This window comes from Roseomonas sp. WA12 (assembly GCF_054165765.1).
Genome location: NZ_CM135108.1, coordinates 869923 through 890867 on the forward strand (window position 1 = coordinate 869923; position 20945 = coordinate 890867).

Consider the following 20945-nt stretch of genomic DNA (forward strand, 5'->3'; position numbering starts at 1 on the left):
GGCAATGTTTTGGTCGGGTGCCCTCACCGGGCGGCGGTGTCCACCACCACGGGGGTGAGCGCGATCCGTCTCCCGGCCGCGCGAGCGAGCTGGACAGCGGCGGCAAAGCCTTGGGCATAGGCGGCCTGCTCTTCCACAGCCGGCGCTCCGGGGGCGAAGAGCGGCTCCTCGGAGGCCACGACGAGGAGGATGTCGCTGCCATAGGGCTCGTCGATCTCCCAGCCCGGGAAGCCCGGCCGCGGGTCGCCAAGACGCAGCCGGGAACCCGGGGCGCCCAGGGCATCGGGCTCCAGCCGTGCGATCGAGCCGTCGGCCGTCGCGTAGGCGACGTGGAGATGCGTCGCCCAAGCCGGCATGCGGACACCGAAGCGCAGCATCTGCCCTTTCCGGAGCGGCCGGCTTCCATCCAGCGTCACCTCCGGCGCGTCACCGGGGGCCGCCAGAACGGGGCGCAGCGAGGCGACCAAGGTGCAGAAAGGCCCCTCGAAGATCCCGAGCTCGAGCTGAGCTGCGCCCGGGGGAAGGTTCCGCCGCGCCAGCTCCTGCCGGAGGGCGTCCGCATCCGGCCGCGGCAGCACGCCGCGCAGCCGCAGGCCGTTCTCCTCAACCCGCGGGGCGACGAGGCCGCAAGGCGCGGCGGAGACAGCTGCCGCAGCGATCGCGCGCCAGTCAGGGCGCGGAACGGGCACGAGGGAGGCCTGCGGGCCCGGCGTCGGCGCAGCGACCGGCGGTTGGACGGGTGCGGGTGGCCGGTTAGCCGGCGCGTCCTGGACCAGGGGCGGGGTCGATGGCCGGGGCGCCGGCTCGGGCTGCGCCTGGGGCGTCGCCGCTGGCGATTGGGGCGCGGGGATTGCTGACGGCAGAGCAGGAGAAGTGGGTGCAGCCGTCGGCGGCAGGATGGGCGAAGGCTCGCGCGACGGCGACGGCGTCACAGGGCTCGGCGAGGACGATGGTGCGGTTTGGGCCGGCTGGTCCGGCGCGTTCTGGAGTGCGGGCCGCTGCGGCGTAACCGGCTGCGCTGGCGTCGAGGGGATTGGGGGCGCGTTGGACGGTGTCGGAACGGCCGGAGGCGGTGCGGGTTCGGCCTGCGGCGTTTGAGCCGGAGCGCCTGGGGGCGACACGGATTGGGACGGTGCTGATTGGGCCGGCACCGGCTGCGTATTGGGCACCGGGGGCGAAGCGGAGGGTGCGGGCGGCGAGGCCGGGGCCTGGGCCGTCACAACGGGCGGGGAGGGAGCCTCCCCGCGCGGCACGAGCAGGAACCCCGCAGCGCCGAGCACCGCAAGTGCGCCAAGGCCCGTGACGGGAAGAACCCAGGCCGGGCGCCGTGCGGGAGCCGGGGCCGCCACAGGCGCGGGCGCCGCCGCTGGCCGCGGCGCGGCGGTGATCACCCGCGTTGCGTCCTCCGCCTCCGGCGCAACAGCACCCGGCAGAGCCGCCGCCTCGATCGCGGCGGCGAAGGCGCGCGCATCCGGCCAGCGGTCATCCGGCCGCTTGGCCAGCGCCTTCATCACCACCGCATCCATCGCCGCCGGCACGGAGGAGGAAAGGGCGGAGGGTGGCGCCGGCTCGGTGTTCAGCACCTTGTGCATCACGGCGGAGAAGCCGCCCGCAAACGGCTTTTCCCCCGTCAGCAACTGGTAAAGCATCACGCCTGCAGCCCAGATGTCGGCGCGCGCGTCCAGCGCCTCGCCGCGCAGCTGCTCGGGGGCCATGTAGCTCGGCGTGCCCATCAGCGTGCCGACCTGCGTCATCGCCGAGTTCTCGATGCGCGCGATTCCGAAATCGGCGAGCTTGGCGTCGCCCTCCTCGGTCAGCATGACATTGGCGGGCTTGATGTCGCGGTGGATCACGCCGCGGCCATGCGCATAGGCCAGCGCGGCCAGCACCTGGCCCATGATCCGCACCGTCTCGCGCAGCGGCAGGCGCTCGTTGCGGTCCATCAGCGCCTTGAGCGTGCCACCCTGGACCATCTCCATCACGATCCAGGCGGTGTCGTCATTCTCGCCGTAGTCGAAGACGCCGACGATGCCGGGATGAGAGAGCCGGCCAGCGGCCTGCGCCTCGCGCTTGAAGCGGGCGGCGGCCTCCACCGCCTCGGCGTCGTCGGGCTCGGGCTTGCGCACGACCTTGATGGCGACGCGGCGCTCGATCTGCGTGTCGAAGCCGTCCAGCACCACGCCCATGGCACCGGTGCCAAGCGTGCCGCGCAGCTCGTATTTCCGGTCTCCGGTCCAATCGCCGAATCCGGGTGGCAAGGCCTGTGACACCGGGCCCCTCCCTATGCGTCGGTCATGCTAGGGGGCCGGCGTGGCCAGGGCCACTCCCCAGGGCCGGAAGCGCTCATGCCGGCGTGAAGAGGGACGTGGGGTCGCCCGTCAGGCCGAGGCTGCCGCGATGCTCCAGCCCGATGGCTGGGTCGCACCAGACCGTACCGCCCAGCGCCCGCCAACGCGCGCAGAACAGGTAATCCTCGCTCAGGTAGCGGCCGGGGCCACCCTCTGCGCCGGGCTCGATTCCCGTGTCGAACAGGGCGTGGACAACGCCTTCCTGCGTCATGTGCCGCGTCTCCGGCAGGGCTTCGGCCATGCGGGTCAGCGCGTCGCGCCGGATCATCAGAAAACCGGTGCCGATGCTCGCCACCTCTACCGCACCCGTCGCAGGCTCGTTTCGCACCGCGCCGTCCGGGCCGGCGGCGAACTCGGCTACCCATTCCTCGGCGTCGAGCCGCTTGCTGCGGTACAGCCCGCCGATCACTTCCCGTCCATGGCCGAGCAGGCGCAGCACGGCATCCGCACCGAAGCCGATATCCGCATCGACGAAGAGGAGATGCGAGGCCGGGGAGGCCAGGAACCGCGCCACAAGGGTGTTCCGCGCCCGTGGCACGAGGCTCTCATTCGTGAGCGTCGCACAGGCGAAGGGCAGCCCGACCGTAAGCATCGCGCGCTGTGTCTCCAGCAGCCCGCGCAGCGTTGCGGCGGTCAGCATCCCGCCATGGCAGGGGACGGCGACCATCAATCCGGAGCAGGTGACTTCCGAACGAAAGACCGTCGCATTCGGCAGCACCCAGGGCGGCGCCGGCCGGTGTTCCAGCAGCAGGGGGGCGCCATCCGCCATGCGATCGGTCGCGCCTCAGCCGGCCGTGGCGGTGCGGGTGGCTGCCGAGCGCAGCGGTGTGCCTGGCCCGGGTCCGGGCCCGATGAGCGCGAAAGGCGCCCACAGCCCGGGATGACCGGCGCCGGGCACTTTCATCAGGTCGAGCTGGGCTCGCCGGAGCGCCTCGGCCGGGGCGTTCCCCTCGCGAATGTTCTGCAGCGTGAAGGCCGCGACCCGCGCCGCCGCCACGTCATTCACGTACCAATGCGTCACCATCAGGCCGCGCGCGCCGGAGAAGAAGAAGGCGCGGGCGAGGGTGGACAGGCTCTCCCCCGCCGCCGCGCCACCACCGGAGTTGCAGGCCGAGAGCACCACCAGGTCCGCGTCCAGGTCGAGATCCAGCACGACGCCCGAGGTGAGCAGCGCCTGGGTCGCATCCGGTCCGTTCGGCGCGGTGGAGGCGATGATGGCGGGCTCCGTCAGGCAGGCAAGATCGGAGGGCAGCACGCCATGGGTGGCGAAGTGCAGCACGCGGTAGTCGCGCAGCCGCACTGCGCGCACGCCGGCGGCAGTGAACTCCGCGCCCGTCCGCCGATCCGAGGGCGACGCGCCGGAGACCTGCGCGGCGGCGGCCAGTTCCACCGCGGTCGCCGGCAGGCGGGCGAGAGAAGCAAGCCCGCGCCCGCATTCCGGCGCGGCCGGAAAGGTGCGTGCGGCGAAGGAGGCCGGCACAGGACGGGGATCGCCGAAGCCGAACCAGGGTCGTGGCGCCGCAGAGCGCCCGGCACGGCGCAGCGATACGAGGCTGGCCGGGGCCGGAACATGCGAGATCGGCATCTTGGCGAGCAGGAAGGCCGCGCCCTCATGCGAGTTCGCGCGCGGCGGCGTGGCAGTGACGAGCAGGCCGTAGGGGAGGGAGAGCATCGACCCTTCCGGCGCCGCCACCAGCGCGGTCGCGCGCTCCAACCGGGGTGCGGCGCTGCCAAGCACGGCGGCGTAGAGCGCATGGGCCTCGGCAGCGGCGAAGGGCTTCGACCCGTCGCCCGCCTCGACGCTCGCGCGAAGGCGCGCGACGAGCCCGTCCACTACACGCGTTTCGGCGCCGACGCGGTCCGCAGTAATGGTCCCGTCCAGCAGCACGAAGGTCCAGCCCCGCCGCGTGTCGGGCAGGGTGGTGGCGACCAGCGCCTCGCCGGGAGCGAGGGCAGCAAAGACCTCCCGTGCCGAGACGACGGATTGCACGAGTTGCGCGTAGCCCGGGGCGGCGGCCTGGGCGGCACCATCGGCCTCCGCAGCGGCGGTTTCTGCCTCGGCGATACGGGCGTTCAGGGCGGAGAGATCAGTGCGGCCGCCTTCCGCCGCCGCGGCGTCACGCTCGCGGTAGCTGATGGTGAGTGCCCGATCGGCCGCCTCGCGCCGCCGCAGGGCGTCGGCAACCGCGGGATTGCGGGCGCCGGCCGTCAGCCGCGCGGCGGCAGAGGCGATCTGCGTGGCCGTGACGCCGCCCTGGGCGATCTGTGCCGCCTCGAAGGCCTCGGACAGGCCCTCGGGCGTGCCGAGCCCGACCAGGGCATCAACGCAGGGCGCGACGCGCTCGCTCGTCGTGCCCTCGCGCAGGGTACGGAGAATCGAAACAGCCTCGCGGCAGAACCCGGCCGCGGCGGACGGGGAGGCGTTGGCCGCCCGCAGCAGCAGCGTGTCCGCGAGCGGGCGGGAGCGCGGCACGCCGCGCGCGAAGCGAAGGGCGGAGCGGTCGAAGCTGCGATCCGCCCCACTCGTGTTGCCGCTGGCGGCCTCCACCGCGCCGCCGGTGCGGGCGAGGCGGGCCTGGATCACGTCGGTGCCAACCGGGCTGCCCGCGGCGGCGGCGAGCCGCGTCGCATCGGCCGAGGCGACCTCCGCCTCCGCGTTGCGCCCGGCCGCACGCAGCACGGAGGCGGCGTTGCGCCGCGTTTCCACCATGCCGATGAGCGCGCGTGCGGCCACGGGATCGACGACGAGCGCGGGCGCAGCGGCCACTCGCCCGGCCAGCCGCGCCTCGGCGGGCGCACTGCGGGCGTAGGCGTCATGGCCTTGGGAGAGCAGGGCGAGGGCCGGATCAGTCTGGCCGCGATTGGCCTCGTGCAGGCCGCGGTAATGGGCGAGCATGGCGCGGGCGAGCGGATCGGCCGCGCGGGGCACGAGGGTGGCGGCGCGGGTGAACAGCGCCTCCGCCTCGGGGTAGCGGCCCTGGTTGGAGAGCTGCACGGCCAGCAGCACCATCGGCTGGAAGCGGTCCGGCGCATTCGGGCCCAGGGCGCGCTCCTGCAGGGCCAGGGCGGCGCGATAGGCGGTCTCGGCGGCCACGAAGCGCTCGGCCTGATTGGCGTCGCGCCCGACGGACATCAGCATTTCGTACCCGTTGATGTCGCCGCTGGAGAACGCCTCCCGCGCCAGCCGCGCCGCCATGGCATCGAGCGCCGCGGAGGAGAGCGGGGCGGATTCGGCCGGGACGCGGCCGCTGATCACGCCCAGCGCGCGCTCGGCGGCGGCATAGGCGGGCAGCACGCCTTCGGCCACCCAGGCGCGGCCGCCGGTCTGCGTCGCCATCACGAAGGCGGGCCAGCCGCCGGCGCGGCGGCGGCAATCCATCATCGCGGCGGGTTCGCCGCCGAGCACGGAGGTGCCGCGCGGGGCGGCGCAGTCCAGGCGCCCGGCCACGCCCTCACGGGCGGCCTCGGCGACCTGCAACGGCGGGGCGGCAGGCACTTCGCGCAATCGCGCGCTCGGGCTGCTCCACTCGCCGCACCACACATCGGCCCCACTGCCCGAGGCGGCCATCCGGCACTCCTCCCCTGCCGTGTTGCGTCCGAGCGAGACGGAGCCGCTGCCGCCGGATGCGCTGGCCACATAGGCAGAGGGCGGCGGCGCAGTGCAGGCCGCGAGGCCGAGCGAGGTGCCCGCCAGCACGGCACGGAGGGAGAGCCATCGCATGGTCAGTAATCCTCCCGCCGGATGCTCGGTGGAGCGAGGTTCTCCTCCTCCGAGCGGTCGCGACCGACGCGGATGGTGATGTTCGGCACGGGCGGGCGCAGGCGGTCGATCGCCGGCACATTTGCCGACGGGTCAATCCCCTCGATGATATCAAGCGGACTGTCCGCAAGCGTCGAGCCGACGGCGATGTCCGGCGCGGGCCGCAGCGGAGGCAGGACGGGCAGGCAGGCCGCTACGCCGATCGCGCAGTCGTTGAACAGGAACTGATCGGCGGCGGGAAGCGGCTCGTTCAGCAGGGTGCCGTCCTGGGTGGCGCGTCGTCCGGCGGCGGCGGCGGGCCGGCCGGGGATGCCGGCAATGGTCCCCGTCAGCCTCGCGCCCGCACCGCCCGCCAAGGTCAGCCCGCCCGCGTCAATCGCGCCCTGGGTCGTGCCCGCCGCCCCAAGGAACAGGCCAACCTGCGCGCCTCTCGCGTCCAGCCCGCCGAAGGTGATGCGGGGCGCAGTGATGCGCAGATCCGCCGTCGCCGCCTCGCCCGCAAGGGTTGCCAGACTCCCGGCGGTGATGCGGATCGCGCCGTTGGCACGCAGAAGGCCGGCCAGGCCGAACTCACCTGCCTCGATCACGAGGTCCCCGGTCCGGGCAAGGGCCGAGTTGCCGTTCACACGGATGGTGGCTGAAGGGCTCGAAAGACGGGTCGTCGCGCCGGAGACCGTGCCGTCCACGGTAAGGTTGCCCCCCTGGTTGATCTCGAGCGCACCGCCCGCCTGGACGAGGTTGTCGCCGGGTACGGTGAGGAGGGGGCCTGTGTTGTTGAGGCGCAGGTCGGCGCCCGTGCTGGAGGCGGTGAGGGCGGTGAGGGTGTTGTTGCCCAGCAGGGTGGCCGAGCCGCTGGCCTGGAGGCTGAGGCCGCCGCCGCCGATACGCCCCTGGCCGATCTCCTCGATGGAGCCGCCGCGGGCGGTGAGGGCGGTGCTGGGGGCCTGGATGGCGTCGGTGATGGCGAGCGCGCCGTCGGTGGCAATCGCAAGGCCGGTGCCGGCGGTGAAGCTGCCGAGGCGGGGCAGGCTGTTGCCCGCATTGGCCAGCGTCGCCGTGCCGCCCGCGCTGCCTGACAGGGTGGCGGCGGACAGCGTTGTGCCGGCGTCCTGGGTGATGTCGCCCAAGCTCTGCAGGATGAGGACGCCGGAGGTGGCGAGCGGGCCGCTCAGGCGGATGCCTGTCGCGGTGGTGACGGGGGCGCCCTCGAAGCTTGCGGCGCCGAGGCGCAGCGTGTCGGCGGTCACGGCCGTGCTGCCGAGGGTGAGGGCCTGGAGGTCGCGCGGCGCGGCCTCGACCAGGGGCGCGGTGACGAGGCCGCCCGAGGCGGTTGGGATGTCGAGGGTGTTGGCCAGGAAGCTGACGGATTGCGAGGCGGCCAGGCTGCTCTGCACGGAGATCGCGCCCGCGGTGCGCAGCCCGATGCGGGCCGCGGTGACGGGGCCGGTTGTGACGAGGTCGGTGCTGCCGTTGTCGAGCAGGACGGTGCCGGCCGCGCTGCTGGCGGCGAGGGTGGCGACGCCGTTCGGCGCGGTGCCGCCGACCAGCCGGGCATCGCCGCCCGAGGTGAGGGCGAGGCTGCGGCCGAGCAGCTGCCCGCCCGTCTGCACGATGCCGCCCGTGCCGGCACCGAGCACGAGGGCGTTGCCCTGCGCCGGGCCGACGGGCGCGCCGCCGACGGTGCCGGCCAGGGTCAGGGAGGTCGCGCTCGCGGGGTTCGTCGTCCCGCTCGCCGTGTCGTAGCCGGCCAGGGCCGTCACCGTGCCCGCCGTGGGGCTGAGGGAGCGGACGGTGCTGCCGGCCTCGAGCGCCAGGTTGCCGCCTGCCAGCAGCCGCACAGCCCCGGCCGCGGTCGCGGTGCCGGCGACGGCCATGTCGCCCGTGGAGGTCAGCTGCACCGCGCTGTTGGTCGAGGACACCGCGCCGTCCACGCGCAGCGCGCCCGCCTGGTTGATCGCGAGCACGCCGCCCGCCTGGACGAGGCTGCCGCCGGGCACGGTGAGGAGGGCGCCCGTGTTGTCCAGGCGGAAGTCGCCGGCGGCAGAGGAGGCGGTCAGCGCGCCGACCGTGTTGGCCCCGCGCAGGTCCACCGCGCCGATGCCGGCCCGCACGCCAAGGCTGGCGGCCGCGATCGCGCCCGCACCCGTCTCGGCCACGCCGCCGCCCGCATCGAGGGTGACGGGCCCGGTGGCGGCGAGCTGGCTGGCCACCGTGATGTCGCCGGCCGAGGTCAGCCCGAGGCCCGCCGCGGTGACGGTGCCGGTGGTGGTGAGGCCGGTGCCGGTGTCGAGCAGGAAGGTGCCGGCCACGCCGCTCGCACCCAGCGCGGTGATGCCGTTCGGCGCCGCCGCCCCGTTCAGCCGGGCGTCGCCGCCCGAGGTGACGGTGAGGCCGCTGCTGACGATCTGCCCGCCCGCCTGCACGATGCCGCCCGTGCCCGCGCCGAGGGTGACGAGACCGGGACCATCGGCGTCGCCGAGCGTACCGGCCAGGGCCAGCGAGGTCGCGCTCGCGACGTTCGTCGCCCCGCTCGCGGTGTCGTAGCCGGCCAGCACCGAGACCAGGCCGGCCGGGCTGCCGGTGCTGGCGACGCGGCTGCCGGTCTCGAGCGCGATGCTGCCGCCCGCCCGCAGCCGCACCGCGTCCAGCGCCGTCACGCTGCCCGGTGCGGTGAGGTCGCCCGTGGATGTCAGCTGCACCGAGCCCGAGGTCGAGGACACCGCCCCCGCCACCCGGAGCCCACCCACTTGGTTGATCTCGAGCGCACCGCCCGCCTGGACGAGGTTGTCGCCGGGTACGGTGAGGAGGGGGCCTGTGTTGTTGAGGCGCAGGTCGGCGCCCGTGCTGGAGGCGGTGAGGGAGGTGAGGGTGTTGTTGCCCAGCAGGGTGGCCGAGCCGGCGGCCTGGAGGCTGAGGCCGCCGCCGCCGATACGCCCCTGGCCGATCTCCTCGATGGAGCCGCCGCGGGCGGTGAGGGCGGTGCTGGGGGCCTGGATGGCGTCGGTGATGGCGAGCGCGCCGTCGGTGGCAATCGCAAGGCCGGTGCCGGCGGTGAAGCTGCCGAGGCGGGGCAGGCTGTTGCCCGCATTGGCCAGCGTCGCCGTGCCGCCCGCGCTGCCTGACAGGGTGGCGGCGGACAGCGTTGTGCCGGCGTCCTGGGTGATGTCGCCCAAGCTCTGCAGGATGAGGACGCCGGAGGTGGCGAGCGGGCCGCTCAGGCGGATGCCTGTCGCGGTGGTGACGGGGGCGCCCTCGAAGCTTGCGGCGCCGAGGCGCAGCGTGTCGGCGGTCACGGCCGTGCTGCCGAGGGTGAGGGCCTGGAGGTCGCGCGGCGCGGCCTCGACCAGGGGCGCGGTGACGAGGCCGCCCGAGGCGGTTGGGATGTCGAGGGTGTTGGCCAGGAAGCTGACGGATTGCGAGGCGGCCAGGCTGCTCTGCACGGAGATCGCGCCCGCGGTGCGCAGCCCGATGCGGGCCGCGGTGACGGGGCCGGTTGTGACGAGGTCGGTGCTGCCGTTGTCGAGCAGGACGGTGCCGGCCGCGCTGCTGGCGGCGAGGGTGGCGACGCCGTTCGGCGCGGTGCCGCCGACCAGCCGGGCATCGCCGCCCGAGGTGAGGGCGAGGCTGCGGCCGAGCAGCTGCCCGCCCGTCTGCACGATGCCGCCCGTGCCGGCACCGAGCACGAGGGCGTTGCCCTGCGCCGGGCCGACGGGCGCGCCGCCGACGGTGCCGGCCAGGGTCAGGGAGGTCGCGCTCGCGGGGTTCGTCGCGCCGCTCGCCGTGTCGTAGCCGGCCAGGGCCGTCACCGTGCCCGCCGTGGGGCTGAGGGAGCGGACGGTGCTGCCGGCCTCGAGCGCCAGGTTGCCGCCTGCCAGCAGCCGCACAGCCCCGGCCGCGGTCGCGGTGCCGGCGACGGCCATGTCGCCCGTGGAGGTCAGCTGCACCGCGCTGTTGGTCGAGGACACCGCGCCGTCCACGCGCAGCGCGCCCGCCTGGTTGATCGCGAGCACGCCGCCCGCCTGGACGAGGCTGCCGCCGGGCACGGTGAGGAGGGCGCCCGTATTGTCCAGGCGGAAGTCGCCGGCGGCAGAGGAGGCGGTCAGCGCGCCGACCGTGTTGGCCCCGCGCAGGTCCACCGCGCCGATGCCGGCCCGCACGCCGAGGCTGGCGGCCGCGATCGCGCCCGCACCCGTCTCGGCCACGCCGCCACCCGCATCGAGGGTGACGGGCCCGGTGGCGGCGAGCTGGCTGGCCACCGTGATGTCGCCGGCCGAGGTCAGCCCGAGGCCCGCCGCGGTGACGGTGCCGGTGGTGGTGAGGCCGGTGCCGGTGTCGAGCAGGAAGGTGCCGGCCACGCCGCTCGCACCCAGCGCGGTGATGCCGTTCGGCGCCGCCGCCCCGTTCAGCCGGGCGTCGCCGCCCGAGGTGACGGTGAGGCCGCTGCTGACGATCTGCCCGCCCGCCTGCACGATGCCGCCCGTGCCCGCGCCGAGGGTGACGAGACCGGGACCATCGGCGTCGCCGAGCGTACCGGCCAGGGCCAGCGAGGTCGCGCTCGCGACGTTCGTCGCCCCGCTCGCGGTGTCGTAGCCGGCCAGCACCGAGACCAGGCCGGCCGGGCTGCCGGTGCTGGCGACGCGGCTGCCGGTCTCGAGCGCGATGCTGCCGCCCGCCCGCAGCCGCACCGCGTCCAGCGCCGTCACGCTGCCCGGTGCGGTGAGGTCGCCCGTGGATGTCAGCTGCACCGAGCCCGAGGTCGAGGACACCGCCCCCGCCACCCGGAGCCCACCCACTTGGTTGATCTCGAGCGCACCGCCCGCCTGGACGAGGTTGTCGCCGGGTACGGTGAGGAGGGGGCTGGAATTATCCAACCGGAAATCCCCTGATGAGCGCGATGCGTTCAGGGCCGTGACAGAATTCGCGCCCCGCAAATCCACGGTCCCCGCATCCACCGCGAGGCTGCCGCCGCCGATTGAGCCCGTGACGGTTTCGGAGAGAGTGCCGCCCGTGGTCAGAGCCACATTCGGCGCGCGCACCGCGCCGGTGACCGACAAGGCGCCGCTGTTGCGGAAGGCGAACCCAACGCCTGCGGTGTTGTCGGCGAGGACGGAGGCGGTATTCCCGGCATTGGTCAGCGTCAGTTGCCCACCCACGTTGCTGGACAGGGAGGTGACGTCGACATTCGCCCCGGCGGCCTGGCTCACGTTGCCTAGGGCATTGAGGTCGAGCCTGACGCCCGCGGTGCCGATTGCCCCGGCGGAGGACACCGTGCCGGTGAGGCGGATATCATTCGCCGTCGTGGCCGTGGCACCGGCGAAGCTGGCCGCACCGATGCGCAGCGTATCCGCACGGGTGGCTCCGAGCAGGGCGGAGGTGACTCCGAAAACCCCGCCGTCCGGCAAGGTGGCTCCCCCGAGTTCGGTGTTCGAAACCGCGAAGGGCGCCAGTTCCACGGTGGGGGCTAAAAGCGACCCGGGGCTGCCTTCGCTGCTGAAGCTGTCCAGATCGACGCCGCCGGCCCGCAGGGAGATACGCTGGGTGGCGTTGACAAGGGTGCCCTCGCCGACCGCGATATTGCCCGAGGTGCGAACCTCGATGATGTTTCCGACGATGCCGTTCTCGCCGGAGACGAAGACGAGGCCGGTGCTGCCGTTGTCGAGGACCAGGTTCCCGAGCTGCCCGTTCAGCTGCTCGATGTGGTTCGGCGTTCCGGCCGAGGCACTGGCCAGGCTGGACGTCGTCCCGCTTGAGAGGAACAGGTAAGAGCCAGAAATCCGTCCGCCGGTCTGCACGACGCCGCCCGTGCCCGCGCCAAGGAAGAGTTGGCCGAGGAAGTCCGGGTTGCCGATCTCACCGCTGAGGCGCAGGGAAGAGGCGCTGGACGGGTTCGTATCGCCGAGCCCTGCATCGTAGCCGGCGAGGAGGGTGACCCCCCTCGTCACGCCGAACAGCGCGGTGTCCGTGGATTGAATGTCGTTGGCGGTGATGTTGCCGGTGGCCAGGCCGGTCACGCCATAGCGTCCCGTGACGAAGCTCGCCTGCAGGTCGCCCGTCACGTCGAGGCTGACAGTGGAGTTGGGCGCGCTGAGCTGCGTCGCCCGCAGGCTGGTGGCGTTGCGCACGGTAACGCCGGATTCCGCCTGGCCCGTGATCGCGGCGATCTGGTTCTCGCCGGTCAGGAGTAGCTCGCCGCTGGGTACGCGAACATCGAGCAAGGGCGTGGTCAGGACCGAACCGGCGAGTTGCTCAAGATTGCCCGAGCGCTGCAGGACGGTCATCGTGCCATCGGTGCGGATCGCACCATCCAGCGATACGGCGAAGCCGTTCTCCGGTGAGGTGACAAGGTTCAGCCCGCCGGCGACGGTTGAGGGCCCCAGCACGTCGATCCTGTTGCCATCCGCGGAGCTGGTGGGGTTGAGCCCCAGGAAGACATCGCCGCCCGACACCATGGTCAGGCGCGTGGCACGGATCACGCCACCATTCGGGGCCTGGGTGCCGCCAACTGTCTGGACGATGCCGCCGCGGCCTGCGCCAAGGTCGACCGCACTGTCGACCGAGAGGATCTGGGATGGCGCAACATTGACCGTGCCGCCGATCACGGGCCCGGCCAGCCGCAGCCCGCCCGCCGCAAGCGGATCGACGCTGCCGGTGGCGAAGTCGAAGCCGGCTTGCAGGCGCACGCCGTTGCCGGAAACAAACTTCGGCACGTCCTGCGGGTCGTTCCATTCGGGGATGGTGATATTGCCCGTTGCACGAAGCTGCACCGAGGTGCCGCCGAGGACGGCGTTGCGGCCCTGGACTCGGCCCGCGACCTGGATGTCGCCCGTCACATCGATGCTCACCGAGGTATTGCTGCTCTGGTTGCCGATGGTGCCGAGGGTGAGCGAGCCGATATTCCGGACGGCGATCGCGCCCTCGCCGCCTGGCATGTCCAGCACCTGCAGCTGATTCGCCCCTGGCAGGGAAGCCGAGACGAGAAAGCCCTGGCTGGTCAGGCTGCGGGCGAGGATACGGGTTGCCGGATCCTGGGTGATGCGCGAGGCGCTGACCACTAGGTCCTGGCCCGCCCCAAGGGTGACGTCCCCGTTGAGGTTCAACGTGCTTGCGAGGAGCGAAAGCCGACCGCCATTCGGCACCACGGGAGTGGGCATCGTAATCGGCGCATCGACGTTCAGCGTGTTGCCGGCCTGCAGGACAAGCTGCCCAGGATTGGCCCGGTTGATCGCAGCGCCAACGGTGAGGTTGTTCGTCGCCTCCAGACGCAGGTTGCCCGAGAAAGCGTTGATGAATCCATTGCTGACGGTTGCGTCTCCGGTCGTCTCGGCACTGCCGAGCACGCCATCCGCAGCGGCGGCGTCGTCCGAGCCCGTGCCGTCCGCGGCGGCCACGATGGTCAGATTCGTCGGGTCGATCAGGAAGGTGCCCACCTGCCCACCCAGCCCCGCATTCACATCCACGCGCCCGGTGATCGAGAGACCCTTGCCTCCGGACACCTCGACGAAGCCGCCATCGCCGCCCTGCACGCCGCCCCGCGCCGAGATCTCGCCGGCATGAACGGTGTTGTCGGCCGAATTCACGATCACCGTGCCGCCATTGCCGCGCCCTGTCGCATCCGCGCGCACGGTCGCACCCTGGGCGATGCCCGTGCGCCGGGCCAGACGCGTGGCCGCGGCAGCCCGGCCGTTGGTGCCGACATGCACCGTGCCGCCGCCGGCACTCCCGGAGGCATCCACCCGCGCGCCCGGCGCCACCCAGCTACGGTCGCCCAGCACCTGCACGGTGCCGCCGGTGGTATTGGCCGCGGTGCTGGTCGTGGTCACCGCGCCCTCAATCCGAACAGCGCCGCCCGTGCCGCTGACCACCACGCGGCCGGTACGGCCGGTGGCCGCGTCGGTGTCGGCGGAAACTGTGCCGCCCGCGCGCACCAGATCCTGCACGATCCCATCCACCGCCTGGGCGGTGAGCACCACTGTGCCGCCGGTCGCCGCGATGCTGCCGGTGTTGGTCACCAGCGCCTCGCCATTAGCGGGCCGCTGCCGCACGGGGGAGGTGACCTCGAGCGACATCAGCCCGTCGCCATGCAGGTCGATCGTGGAGGTCTCGGCGCCGCCGAGTGCGACGCGGCCCATGCGCGCGGTGATGCTGCCGCGATTGGCCACCTGCGGCGCGACGAGGGCGGCGAGCCCGGCCTCGCGCACGGTGATGCTGCCGTTATTCTCGATCCGCGCGTCGGGGCGTCCCGGCTGGTCGAAGCGCAGGCGACCACCCGCCATGAGCGCCGCATTCGTGGTGTTGGCGGTGGAGACAACGAGGCCGGCCGCATCCACTTGCGACCCCTGGTGGAACACCACGCCGGACTGATTGACGATCGCCACCTGCCCGTTCGCCGTGATCCGTCCCGCGATCTGCGAAGGGTCCGGCCCCGTGACGCGGTTGAGCGTCACGGAGGAGGAGGAGGGCTGTTGGAACTGGACGGTGTGATCGCGCCCGATGTCAAAGGATCGCCAGTCGATCGCCGCCCGATCGGTGGATTGCGTCACGCGGGTGCGCGCAGCGTCCTGCGCGATGGCGGCGCTGCCCGCCACCACCTGCCCGCCCTGCGGCCGCGCATTGGGGGCCTGCGCCAGCGCCGCGAAAGGAAGGACAAGGGCCGTGCCGCACAACAGCGCGGCGCGGAAGGTCGAGGTGCCGTTCATCTGCCCAAACCCTTCCGTATGACCACTGTCCCGGCTCCTGTCAGAACCGGGCGAGGACGCGCCAGAACAGCGCGTCCTCCTTCTGCGCCGGCAGATTGCTGCCGCCGGGCCGCCGCGTGAGACGGTGCACGCCCTCGAGCTGCGCCTCGAACCTCTCATTGATCGCCATCCGCACGCCCAGGCCTACCGAGGAGAGGCGGCGATCGGGATCGGAGGAGAGGTTCTCGAAAGTCCGGCCGTGATCGTAGAAGGCGTAGGCTGTGGGATCGAGGCGCAGCGGAAAGCCGAGAGCCGCCGTCTCGAAGCTGGTTGAAAGCTGCAGTTCGGCCGAGACCGCGATCGCGCGGTCGCCCGTCACCTCGCCGGTGTAGTAACCACGGCCCAGTCGGTTGCCACCAAGATAGAACTTCTCCGAAGGCGGCAGCACGTCATTCGTCCACTGCCCTGCCAGGGTGCCCTGCAGCGAAAGCACCGTCTGCGGCCCGAGCGCGAACAGCGCCTGGGTGCGCGTGGCCTCGCCGCTGATCTTGGTGAAATCCGCACGCGCCCCGGCGCGCGAGGGATCGGGCCCGTCGCCCGATTGCGCGCCCAGCCCGTCGATCCCCTGGGAGACGCGCAGGGTGAAGAAATTGCTCGCGGGCCGCGCGTCGCCCGCCAGCAGGTCGAACACCGCCCAGTCGCCGCCGAGCCGCACCACGCGCAGCGAATCCTCGCTGAAGCGCACGCGGCGGCCGTTGGGCCCGTCCACGTCGATCTCACTCTCGATCGCGTCAAAATTGCCGACAATGTTCAGCGATTGCGACCGGCTGCGGATCAGCGGGTAGCTGACGGCGACGCCGCCCACTGTGGTCTCGCCGCGATAGCCGAGCGCGCTCAGCGCACCGGAGGGCGTGGCGCGCCCCCGTCCGGCATAGAGCCGCACGCGCAGTCCCGAGCCGCCGATGAAGGCCTCGGTCGAGACCTGGCCGAAGAGCTGCGTATCGCCATCCGCATAGAACAGCGCGAGCTCCGTCCGCTCGCCGAACTCCGTGAAGCTGTTGAGCTGAGCTGCGCCGAGAAACTGCGCCGGACCGGTGAAGTGGGACCCGCGGTTATCGGCGGTCACATAGCCCGTGACTGCCCGTCGTGAGACCTGGGCAACGAGGGAGAGCGCGCCGGGCTCGGTGCCGGCCGGGCGGAGGACGGTGCGGATGGAGATGCCGGGCATGTCCTGCGCCAGCAGCAGCTGCCGCTCCATTGTCGCGATATCGAGCGGGCGGAGGTCGACGAGCCGGTTGAGGAAGCGCAGCACCTGCGTACCGGCAGGGCCGACATCTCCCTCCAGTCGCACCTCATTTACATAACCTTCCGTCACGCGGAACCGCAGCACGCCATCCGCGCCGACCACGGCATCAGCGGTAACGAAGGGATAACCCGCCTCCCGATACAGGGAGACGATAGCGGTCCGGGCCGCCTCAAGCGCCGAAACAGGAATTGCTGGGCCGGTCAGTGGGCCGGTGGCAGCGGCCAGGCGCTCGGCCGGGAAAGCCGTTGCTCCCTCGAAGACCACGCCGCGGATCGCAACGCTTCCTGCGCCAGAGGCGACCGGGGCAGGGACGACAGGGCCGACGCGGGTGCCAGGCCCGACCTCGGGTGGGGCGGCGGGGGCGATCTGCGGGATCGGTGTACCACCGGGCGGCACGACCACGCCCGGGATGGACTGGCTTGATACGGGTTGGGCAAGAAGCGTGGCGGGGGCCATGCCGGCCATGGCCAGCCAGAGCAGGCCGGCCACCCGCGCCTCCCCCGTCTTCAGCCGTTCCCCCATCTCACGGCCTCTTCGGTCTGTTATTCGGAAACGCTTGCCCCGGGCATGGAATGGTTTCCGGTGGATCGTTCCCGTCCGGATTCATAACGACACATCGGGTCCAGTGGCAAGAACTCCGGCACCGGATCCGCGACCAACTCTCGGACTGCGGCCCCTGGCAGGGCAGCTCCAGGGTCAACTCAATTGTCGCGGGAAAACCGCCGGCGCAGGGCGCCCATCACGCCACCCGATCCAATCTCGCTTTCCTCCTCGGCTGCGCTGGCCGGTTCGCCATCCACCTCCGCCAGTGCCGCGATGAACGCCGAGGCGGAGGGGAAGCGTGCCTCTGCCGCCTTGGCCAGCGCACGCGACAGCACGGCGTCATAGCCTGGCGGAACGCCGGCCGCGCGGCGGGAGGGCGGCTCGGGCTCGTCCATCAGGATGCTGTTCATGAGTGCGAACTGGTTGCCCCGGAAGGGACGGTTGCCCGTCAGCATGTGGTAGAGCACCACGCCAACGGCCCAGAGATCCGCACGAAGATCGACCTCATCGCCACGCACCTGCTCCGGCGACATGGTCGAGAGGGTGCCGACCATCTGACCCATCGTCGTCACATTGCTATCGCCGAGTCGGGCTACGCCGAAATCGACCAGCCTGACCCGGCCGAGCCCGTCGCCGGCATCGGCCGTGAGGAGAATATTCGCGGGCTTGATGTCGCGATGAACGATGTCGCGCTCATGCGCGTAATCGAGCGCCTCCAGCAGCTGCGTCGTGATACGCGAGGCCTCGGCGTGCGGGATCGGTTCGCCGGCGTCGAGCACTGATTTCAGCGTGTCTCCGATGACAAGATCCATTACGAGCCATGCGGTGTCGGCCTGCTCGCCGAAGTCGTGAACGGGTACGATCCCGGGATGCGACAGGCGGCCGACCGCCCGGGCCTCCTGGCGGAAGCGAGCTCGCAGTTCCGCCTGTTCCTCCGCGTCGCCAGGCGGCACGGCCATCACCTTCACCGCCACCAGCCGGTGCAGGCTCTGGTCGAAGGCCTCGAGCACCGTGCCGAAGCTGCCGCGTCCGATGGCGTCGCGGATGTCGTAACGGCCGGCCAGCAACAGGCTCTCCCGGCCGAACTCGAAGGAGCCGGCTATCAGCCGGCGCAGCCCGGCCGGCGTGTCGGTGGACCGTGATGCTGTTGGAGCGGCGAGGGGCGGATCCTGGCGGGGCAGGGGCTGGCGGACGGCCGGCTGCGTGTCGTCCGGCCCGACCGCTGGGGCGGCGGGAGGGAGCGGACGGGCCTGCTGCGTCGCATCCTCCGCTGGGGCGCTGTCCGCGCTACCGGCCAATCCCATTCCGGCCAGGGTTGCGACCGCGCGCTCCCAATGAAGAAGCCCGGCGCGTCCCCTGGCCAGGGCCTCGTCCCGCAGCGTCGTGACGCGGTCGAGCGCGGAGAGGTCACCCGACACCATCAACAGGACGGCAGCGGCGTGCAGGCGGGTCGCCTCGGCGGCGTGGAGTTCGGCATGCCCCAGCAGTGCTTCCGCTTCAGCGGCATGGGCGGGGGAGGGGGGCGTACCAAGTGCGAGCGTCGCGCCTTCCGCCGGTACGCCGAGCACGGTGGCGAGGCTGCGGCGAATGCCAGCCGCCCGGTCGATGAAGCAGGTCTCACGCGGCGGCTCTTCGGGCACCGCGGCCGATGACAGCCGCTGCGCGTCTATGCGCGCTGCAATAGCGCGAAGTGCGTTGGAAAGGGGCGGGTTAGCCGTCATCGCGCCAGCGCCCGCTTCGTTCGAGCCAGGCCCACGTCGCTGGAGGGGCGCGCTCTCAGGGCGGCGGGACGGGCTGATCGTAACGGCGGAAACCGTAGTTGTTGATCACCCATTTCAGCAGGTAGCCATATTTGGGATCCGTGGCGTAAACGCCGGTCAGGGCGTCCGCGAAGGCTTCGGGATCGTGGGTAAAGCGCATGGCGACGGAATACACGCGATTCGTTGCCAAGAGTCTTCCATGGTGCTCGAAGGCCTCCGAAAGGCTCTCGAAACGCCGGAACCGGGCCTGGATAAACTGGTCGGCGCCGTTCACCACCTCGCGGGTGCCGCTCTCCACCGCGGGCTGCGACCCCACGGCCTTGATGCCGAAAGGGTTGTTGCTGTCGGGCGGCATCCTGGCGCCCCAGGCGCTCTCGACCACCCACTGGGCGAGGGTGATGGAGGCCGGCACGCGCCACCGTGTCTGTGACGAGGCCGCGGCCTGCTCGATCTCCGGCGGTACGATGCCGACATGCCCGAAGCGGACGGTGGGCGGCGGCGGTGCATCCACCAGCGGACGCGCGGCGAGAGAGTAGTAGGTCGGGCTTCCCGGCAAAACCTGGCCGGTCGGCGGGTTCATGTTCATCACCACGGCCTGATAGGCCTCGATGGCCAGCACGAAGCCCGGATCGGCCTCCCCGGTGATCGGAACGGGCGTGTGCGGCTTAGGCAGGCGCTCGTTCAGCAGGGACTGGATGATGAAGACATCGGCCGGGCTGTTGATCGCATTGTGGCCGACCGAGGTCATGATCGGCGGCGCGATCCGGCCCATCTCGTCGGTACTGAGGACCGTGGGGGAAGGGATCAGTGCCATGGCCCATCCTCTCTCGGCGCCCGATGCGCCCGGGCCGCATCATAAGACCGGCGCGTGCGCTCCGCCAATCGACGCAACGTGCTGCGGTGCAACCGTGCGGGCCCGGAAGCGGCATCGCACTAGCTTTGCAGCACATCCGGGGCTTTACTGGTCGCGGAACGAGTGGGGAGGGCGGAATGACCGGCCGCGGATCTGGGATGGCACGAACGCGTCCTGAATGCGGGTGCGCCGGTTGCGGTCGCATCCGTCCTTGAGTCTCTCCCTTCTCATCATTCGCTGCCCGGATACCGTCGCTCCCGAGCGGCGCGACGTGACGGGCGGTGAGTTCAGCATCGGCCGCGGCCCGGACAATGACTGGATTCTTGCCGATCCGGACCGCCATCTCTCGAAGCGGCACTGCCAGATCGCGTTCCGTTCCGGCCAGTGGGTGCTGACGGACACCAGCTCGAACGGCACCTTCGTCAACCACGCGCCGTCACCGCTCGGTCAGGGACAGGAATGGACGCTGCGCGACGGCGACCGCATCACCCTCGGCACCTTCGAGATCGAAGTGCGGCTGGATGAGCATGCGCGGCCCGACACCTTCTCCCCTTTCTCGTCCCCGTTCGAAGCGGGCGGCGCGCGCGGCGGTTTGACGCCGGGCATGCTCGACCCCTTCGCCGAGCCGGCCCCGCCGCCGCGACCCTTTGGCGACCGCTTCGGCACGTCGGACGGCCTGCCCGGCGCGCTGCCGGACAGCGCCAGCCTGCGCCTTCCCGACGACTTCGATCCCCTGTCTCCGTCGGAGGATCCCTTTCCGGGACCCACGCAGTCCGACCACGCCCCCGCGCTGGATGCTGCCTTCCGCCCGCCGGGCGGCAGCGTCATCCCGGATGACTGGGACCTCGACCTGTCCGTCGGCCCCACGCCGGCCGGGGGAGCCGGGATGCCCGATCCTTTCGCCTCGCCTGTCCCGCCCCAAAGGCTGCCGCACACGTCGCCGCCTCCTGTCGCCGATCTTCCGGCGACGCCCATGGCACCCTCGCCGCCATTCGTACCGCCGCCTTCGCGGGCCGTCCCGCCCGCGCCGCCCCAGGCCATGGTGCCCCCTGCGCCCCGGGCATTAGCGCCCGCCGCGCCGGCAAATGCATCACCGCCCGACCTGTCGGACTCGGCCCTCCTGGCCGCCTTTCTTCTGGGCACCGGCCTTGGCGAGCAGACCGTCCCGGATCCCGCTGGAACCCTTCAATCGGCGGGCGCGGCACTGCGCGCAGCGGTCAGCGGTCTGCGCCAGGCCCTGATCGCCCGCGCCTCCATCAAAGGCGAGTTCCGGATCGAGCAGACGATGATCCGGGCGAGCGGCAACAACCCGCTGAAGTTCTCGGCCGGAGACGACGACGCGCTGGCCGCCCTGCTCGGGGTCGGGCGGCGCAACACCGTGGCGCCGGACGTCGCAATGGCCGATGCGTTGCGCGACATGCGCCTGCACGAGCTGGCCACCGTCACCGCCATGCAGACGGCAGTGCGCGCTCTGCTGGCGCGCTTCACCCCGGCCGAGATCGAGCGCCAGGCGGAGAAGGGCGGTTTCTCCGTCCTGCCCGGCCAGCGCAAGGCCCGCGCCTGGGACGCCTTCGAGGCCATGCATGCCGAGGTCACCGGCGCGCTGGCCGATAATTTCGACAGTGTCTTCGGCAAGAGCTTCGCCAAGGCCTATGAGCAGGCGATGGACGAGCTCTCGTCCCGCGGGGAGATGCCATGAT

The 20945-nt window shown here is 72.1% G+C and carries 8 protein-coding genes; 1 reads left to right on the forward strand and 7 read right to left on the reverse strand.

Features of this window, described 5'->3' with window-relative positions; translation table 11 throughout:
- Positions 1–23 precede the first annotated feature (23 nt).
- From ACVBD7_RS04310 to ACVBD7_RS04340, 7 genes are all read right to left on the reverse strand, one after another.
- Complete coding sequence (locus ACVBD7_RS04310; protein WP_458096267.1) at positions 24–2270, reverse strand: protein kinase domain-containing protein; 2247 nt, start codon at positions 2268–2270, stop codon at positions 24–26.
- A gap of 73 nt (positions 2271–2343) precedes the next feature.
- Complete coding sequence (locus ACVBD7_RS04315) at positions 2344–3117, reverse strand: hypothetical protein (protein ID WP_458096268.1); 774 nt, start codon at positions 3115–3117, stop codon at positions 2344–2346.
- A 15-nt stretch (positions 3118–3132) separates the two neighbouring features.
- On the reverse strand, positions 3133–6069 hold the full coding sequence (locus tag ACVBD7_RS04320) for a CHAT domain-containing protein (RefSeq protein WP_458096269.1): 2937 nt from the start codon (positions 6067–6069) through the stop codon (positions 3133–3135).
- Between the two features lie 2 nt (positions 6070–6071).
- Positions 6072–14804: a beta strand repeat-containing protein gene (locus ACVBD7_RS04325; protein WP_458096270.1), complete on the reverse strand. Its 8733-nt coding sequence runs from the start codon at positions 14802–14804 to the stop codon at positions 6072–6074.
- A 40-nt stretch (positions 14805–14844) separates the two neighbouring features.
- Positions 14845–16611 carry a ShlB/FhaC/HecB family hemolysin secretion/activation protein gene (locus tag ACVBD7_RS04330; protein ID WP_458096271.1) on the reverse strand — a complete coding sequence of 589 codons (1767 nt, stop codon included), beginning with the start codon at positions 16609–16611 and terminating at the stop codon, positions 14845–14847.
- A gap of 179 nt (positions 16612–16790) precedes the next feature.
- The gene (locus ACVBD7_RS04335) at positions 16791–18272 is read right to left on the reverse strand and encodes a serine/threonine-protein kinase (RefSeq protein ID WP_458096272.1); all 1482 of its coding nucleotides are present in this window, start codon (positions 18270–18272) and stop codon (positions 16791–16793) included.
- A 136-nt stretch (positions 18273–18408) separates the two neighbouring features.
- Complete coding sequence (locus tag ACVBD7_RS04340) at positions 18409–19206, reverse strand: glucosaminidase domain-containing protein (protein ID WP_458096273.1); 798 nt, start codon at positions 19204–19206, stop codon at positions 18409–18411.
- A gap of 250 nt (positions 19207–19456) precedes the next feature.
- On the opposite strand from ACVBD7_RS04340, the gene tagH reads away from it, so the two are divergent.
- Entirely contained in the window at positions 19457–20944 is a 1488-nt protein-coding gene (gene tagH, locus ACVBD7_RS04345; protein WP_458096274.1) for a type VI secretion system-associated FHA domain protein TagH, read from the forward strand.
- The last annotated feature ends 1 nt before the right edge of the window (position 20945 follow it).

Bases quoted from the DNA above. Each gene is read 5' to 3' on its own strand.
- ACVBD7_RS04315 (WP_458096268.1), bottom strand. From the start codon at position 3,117: ATGGCGGATGGCGCCCCCCTGCTGCTGGAACACCGGCCGGCGCCGCCC.
- ACVBD7_RS04320 (WP_458096269.1), bottom strand. From the start codon at position 6,069: ATGCGATGGCTCTCCCTCCGTGCCGTGCTGGCGGGCACCTCGCTCGGC.
- ACVBD7_RS04325 (WP_458096270.1), bottom strand. From the start codon at position 14,804: ATGAACGGCACCTCGACCTTCCGCGCCGCGCTGTTGTGCGGCACGGCC.
- ACVBD7_RS04330 (WP_458096271.1), bottom strand. From the start codon at position 16,611: ATGGGGGAACGGCTGAAGACGGGGGAGGCGCGGGTGGCCGGCCTGCTC.
- ACVBD7_RS04340 (WP_458096273.1), bottom strand. From the start codon at position 19,206: ATGGCACTGATCCCTTCCCCCACGGTCCTCAGTACCGACGAGATGGGC.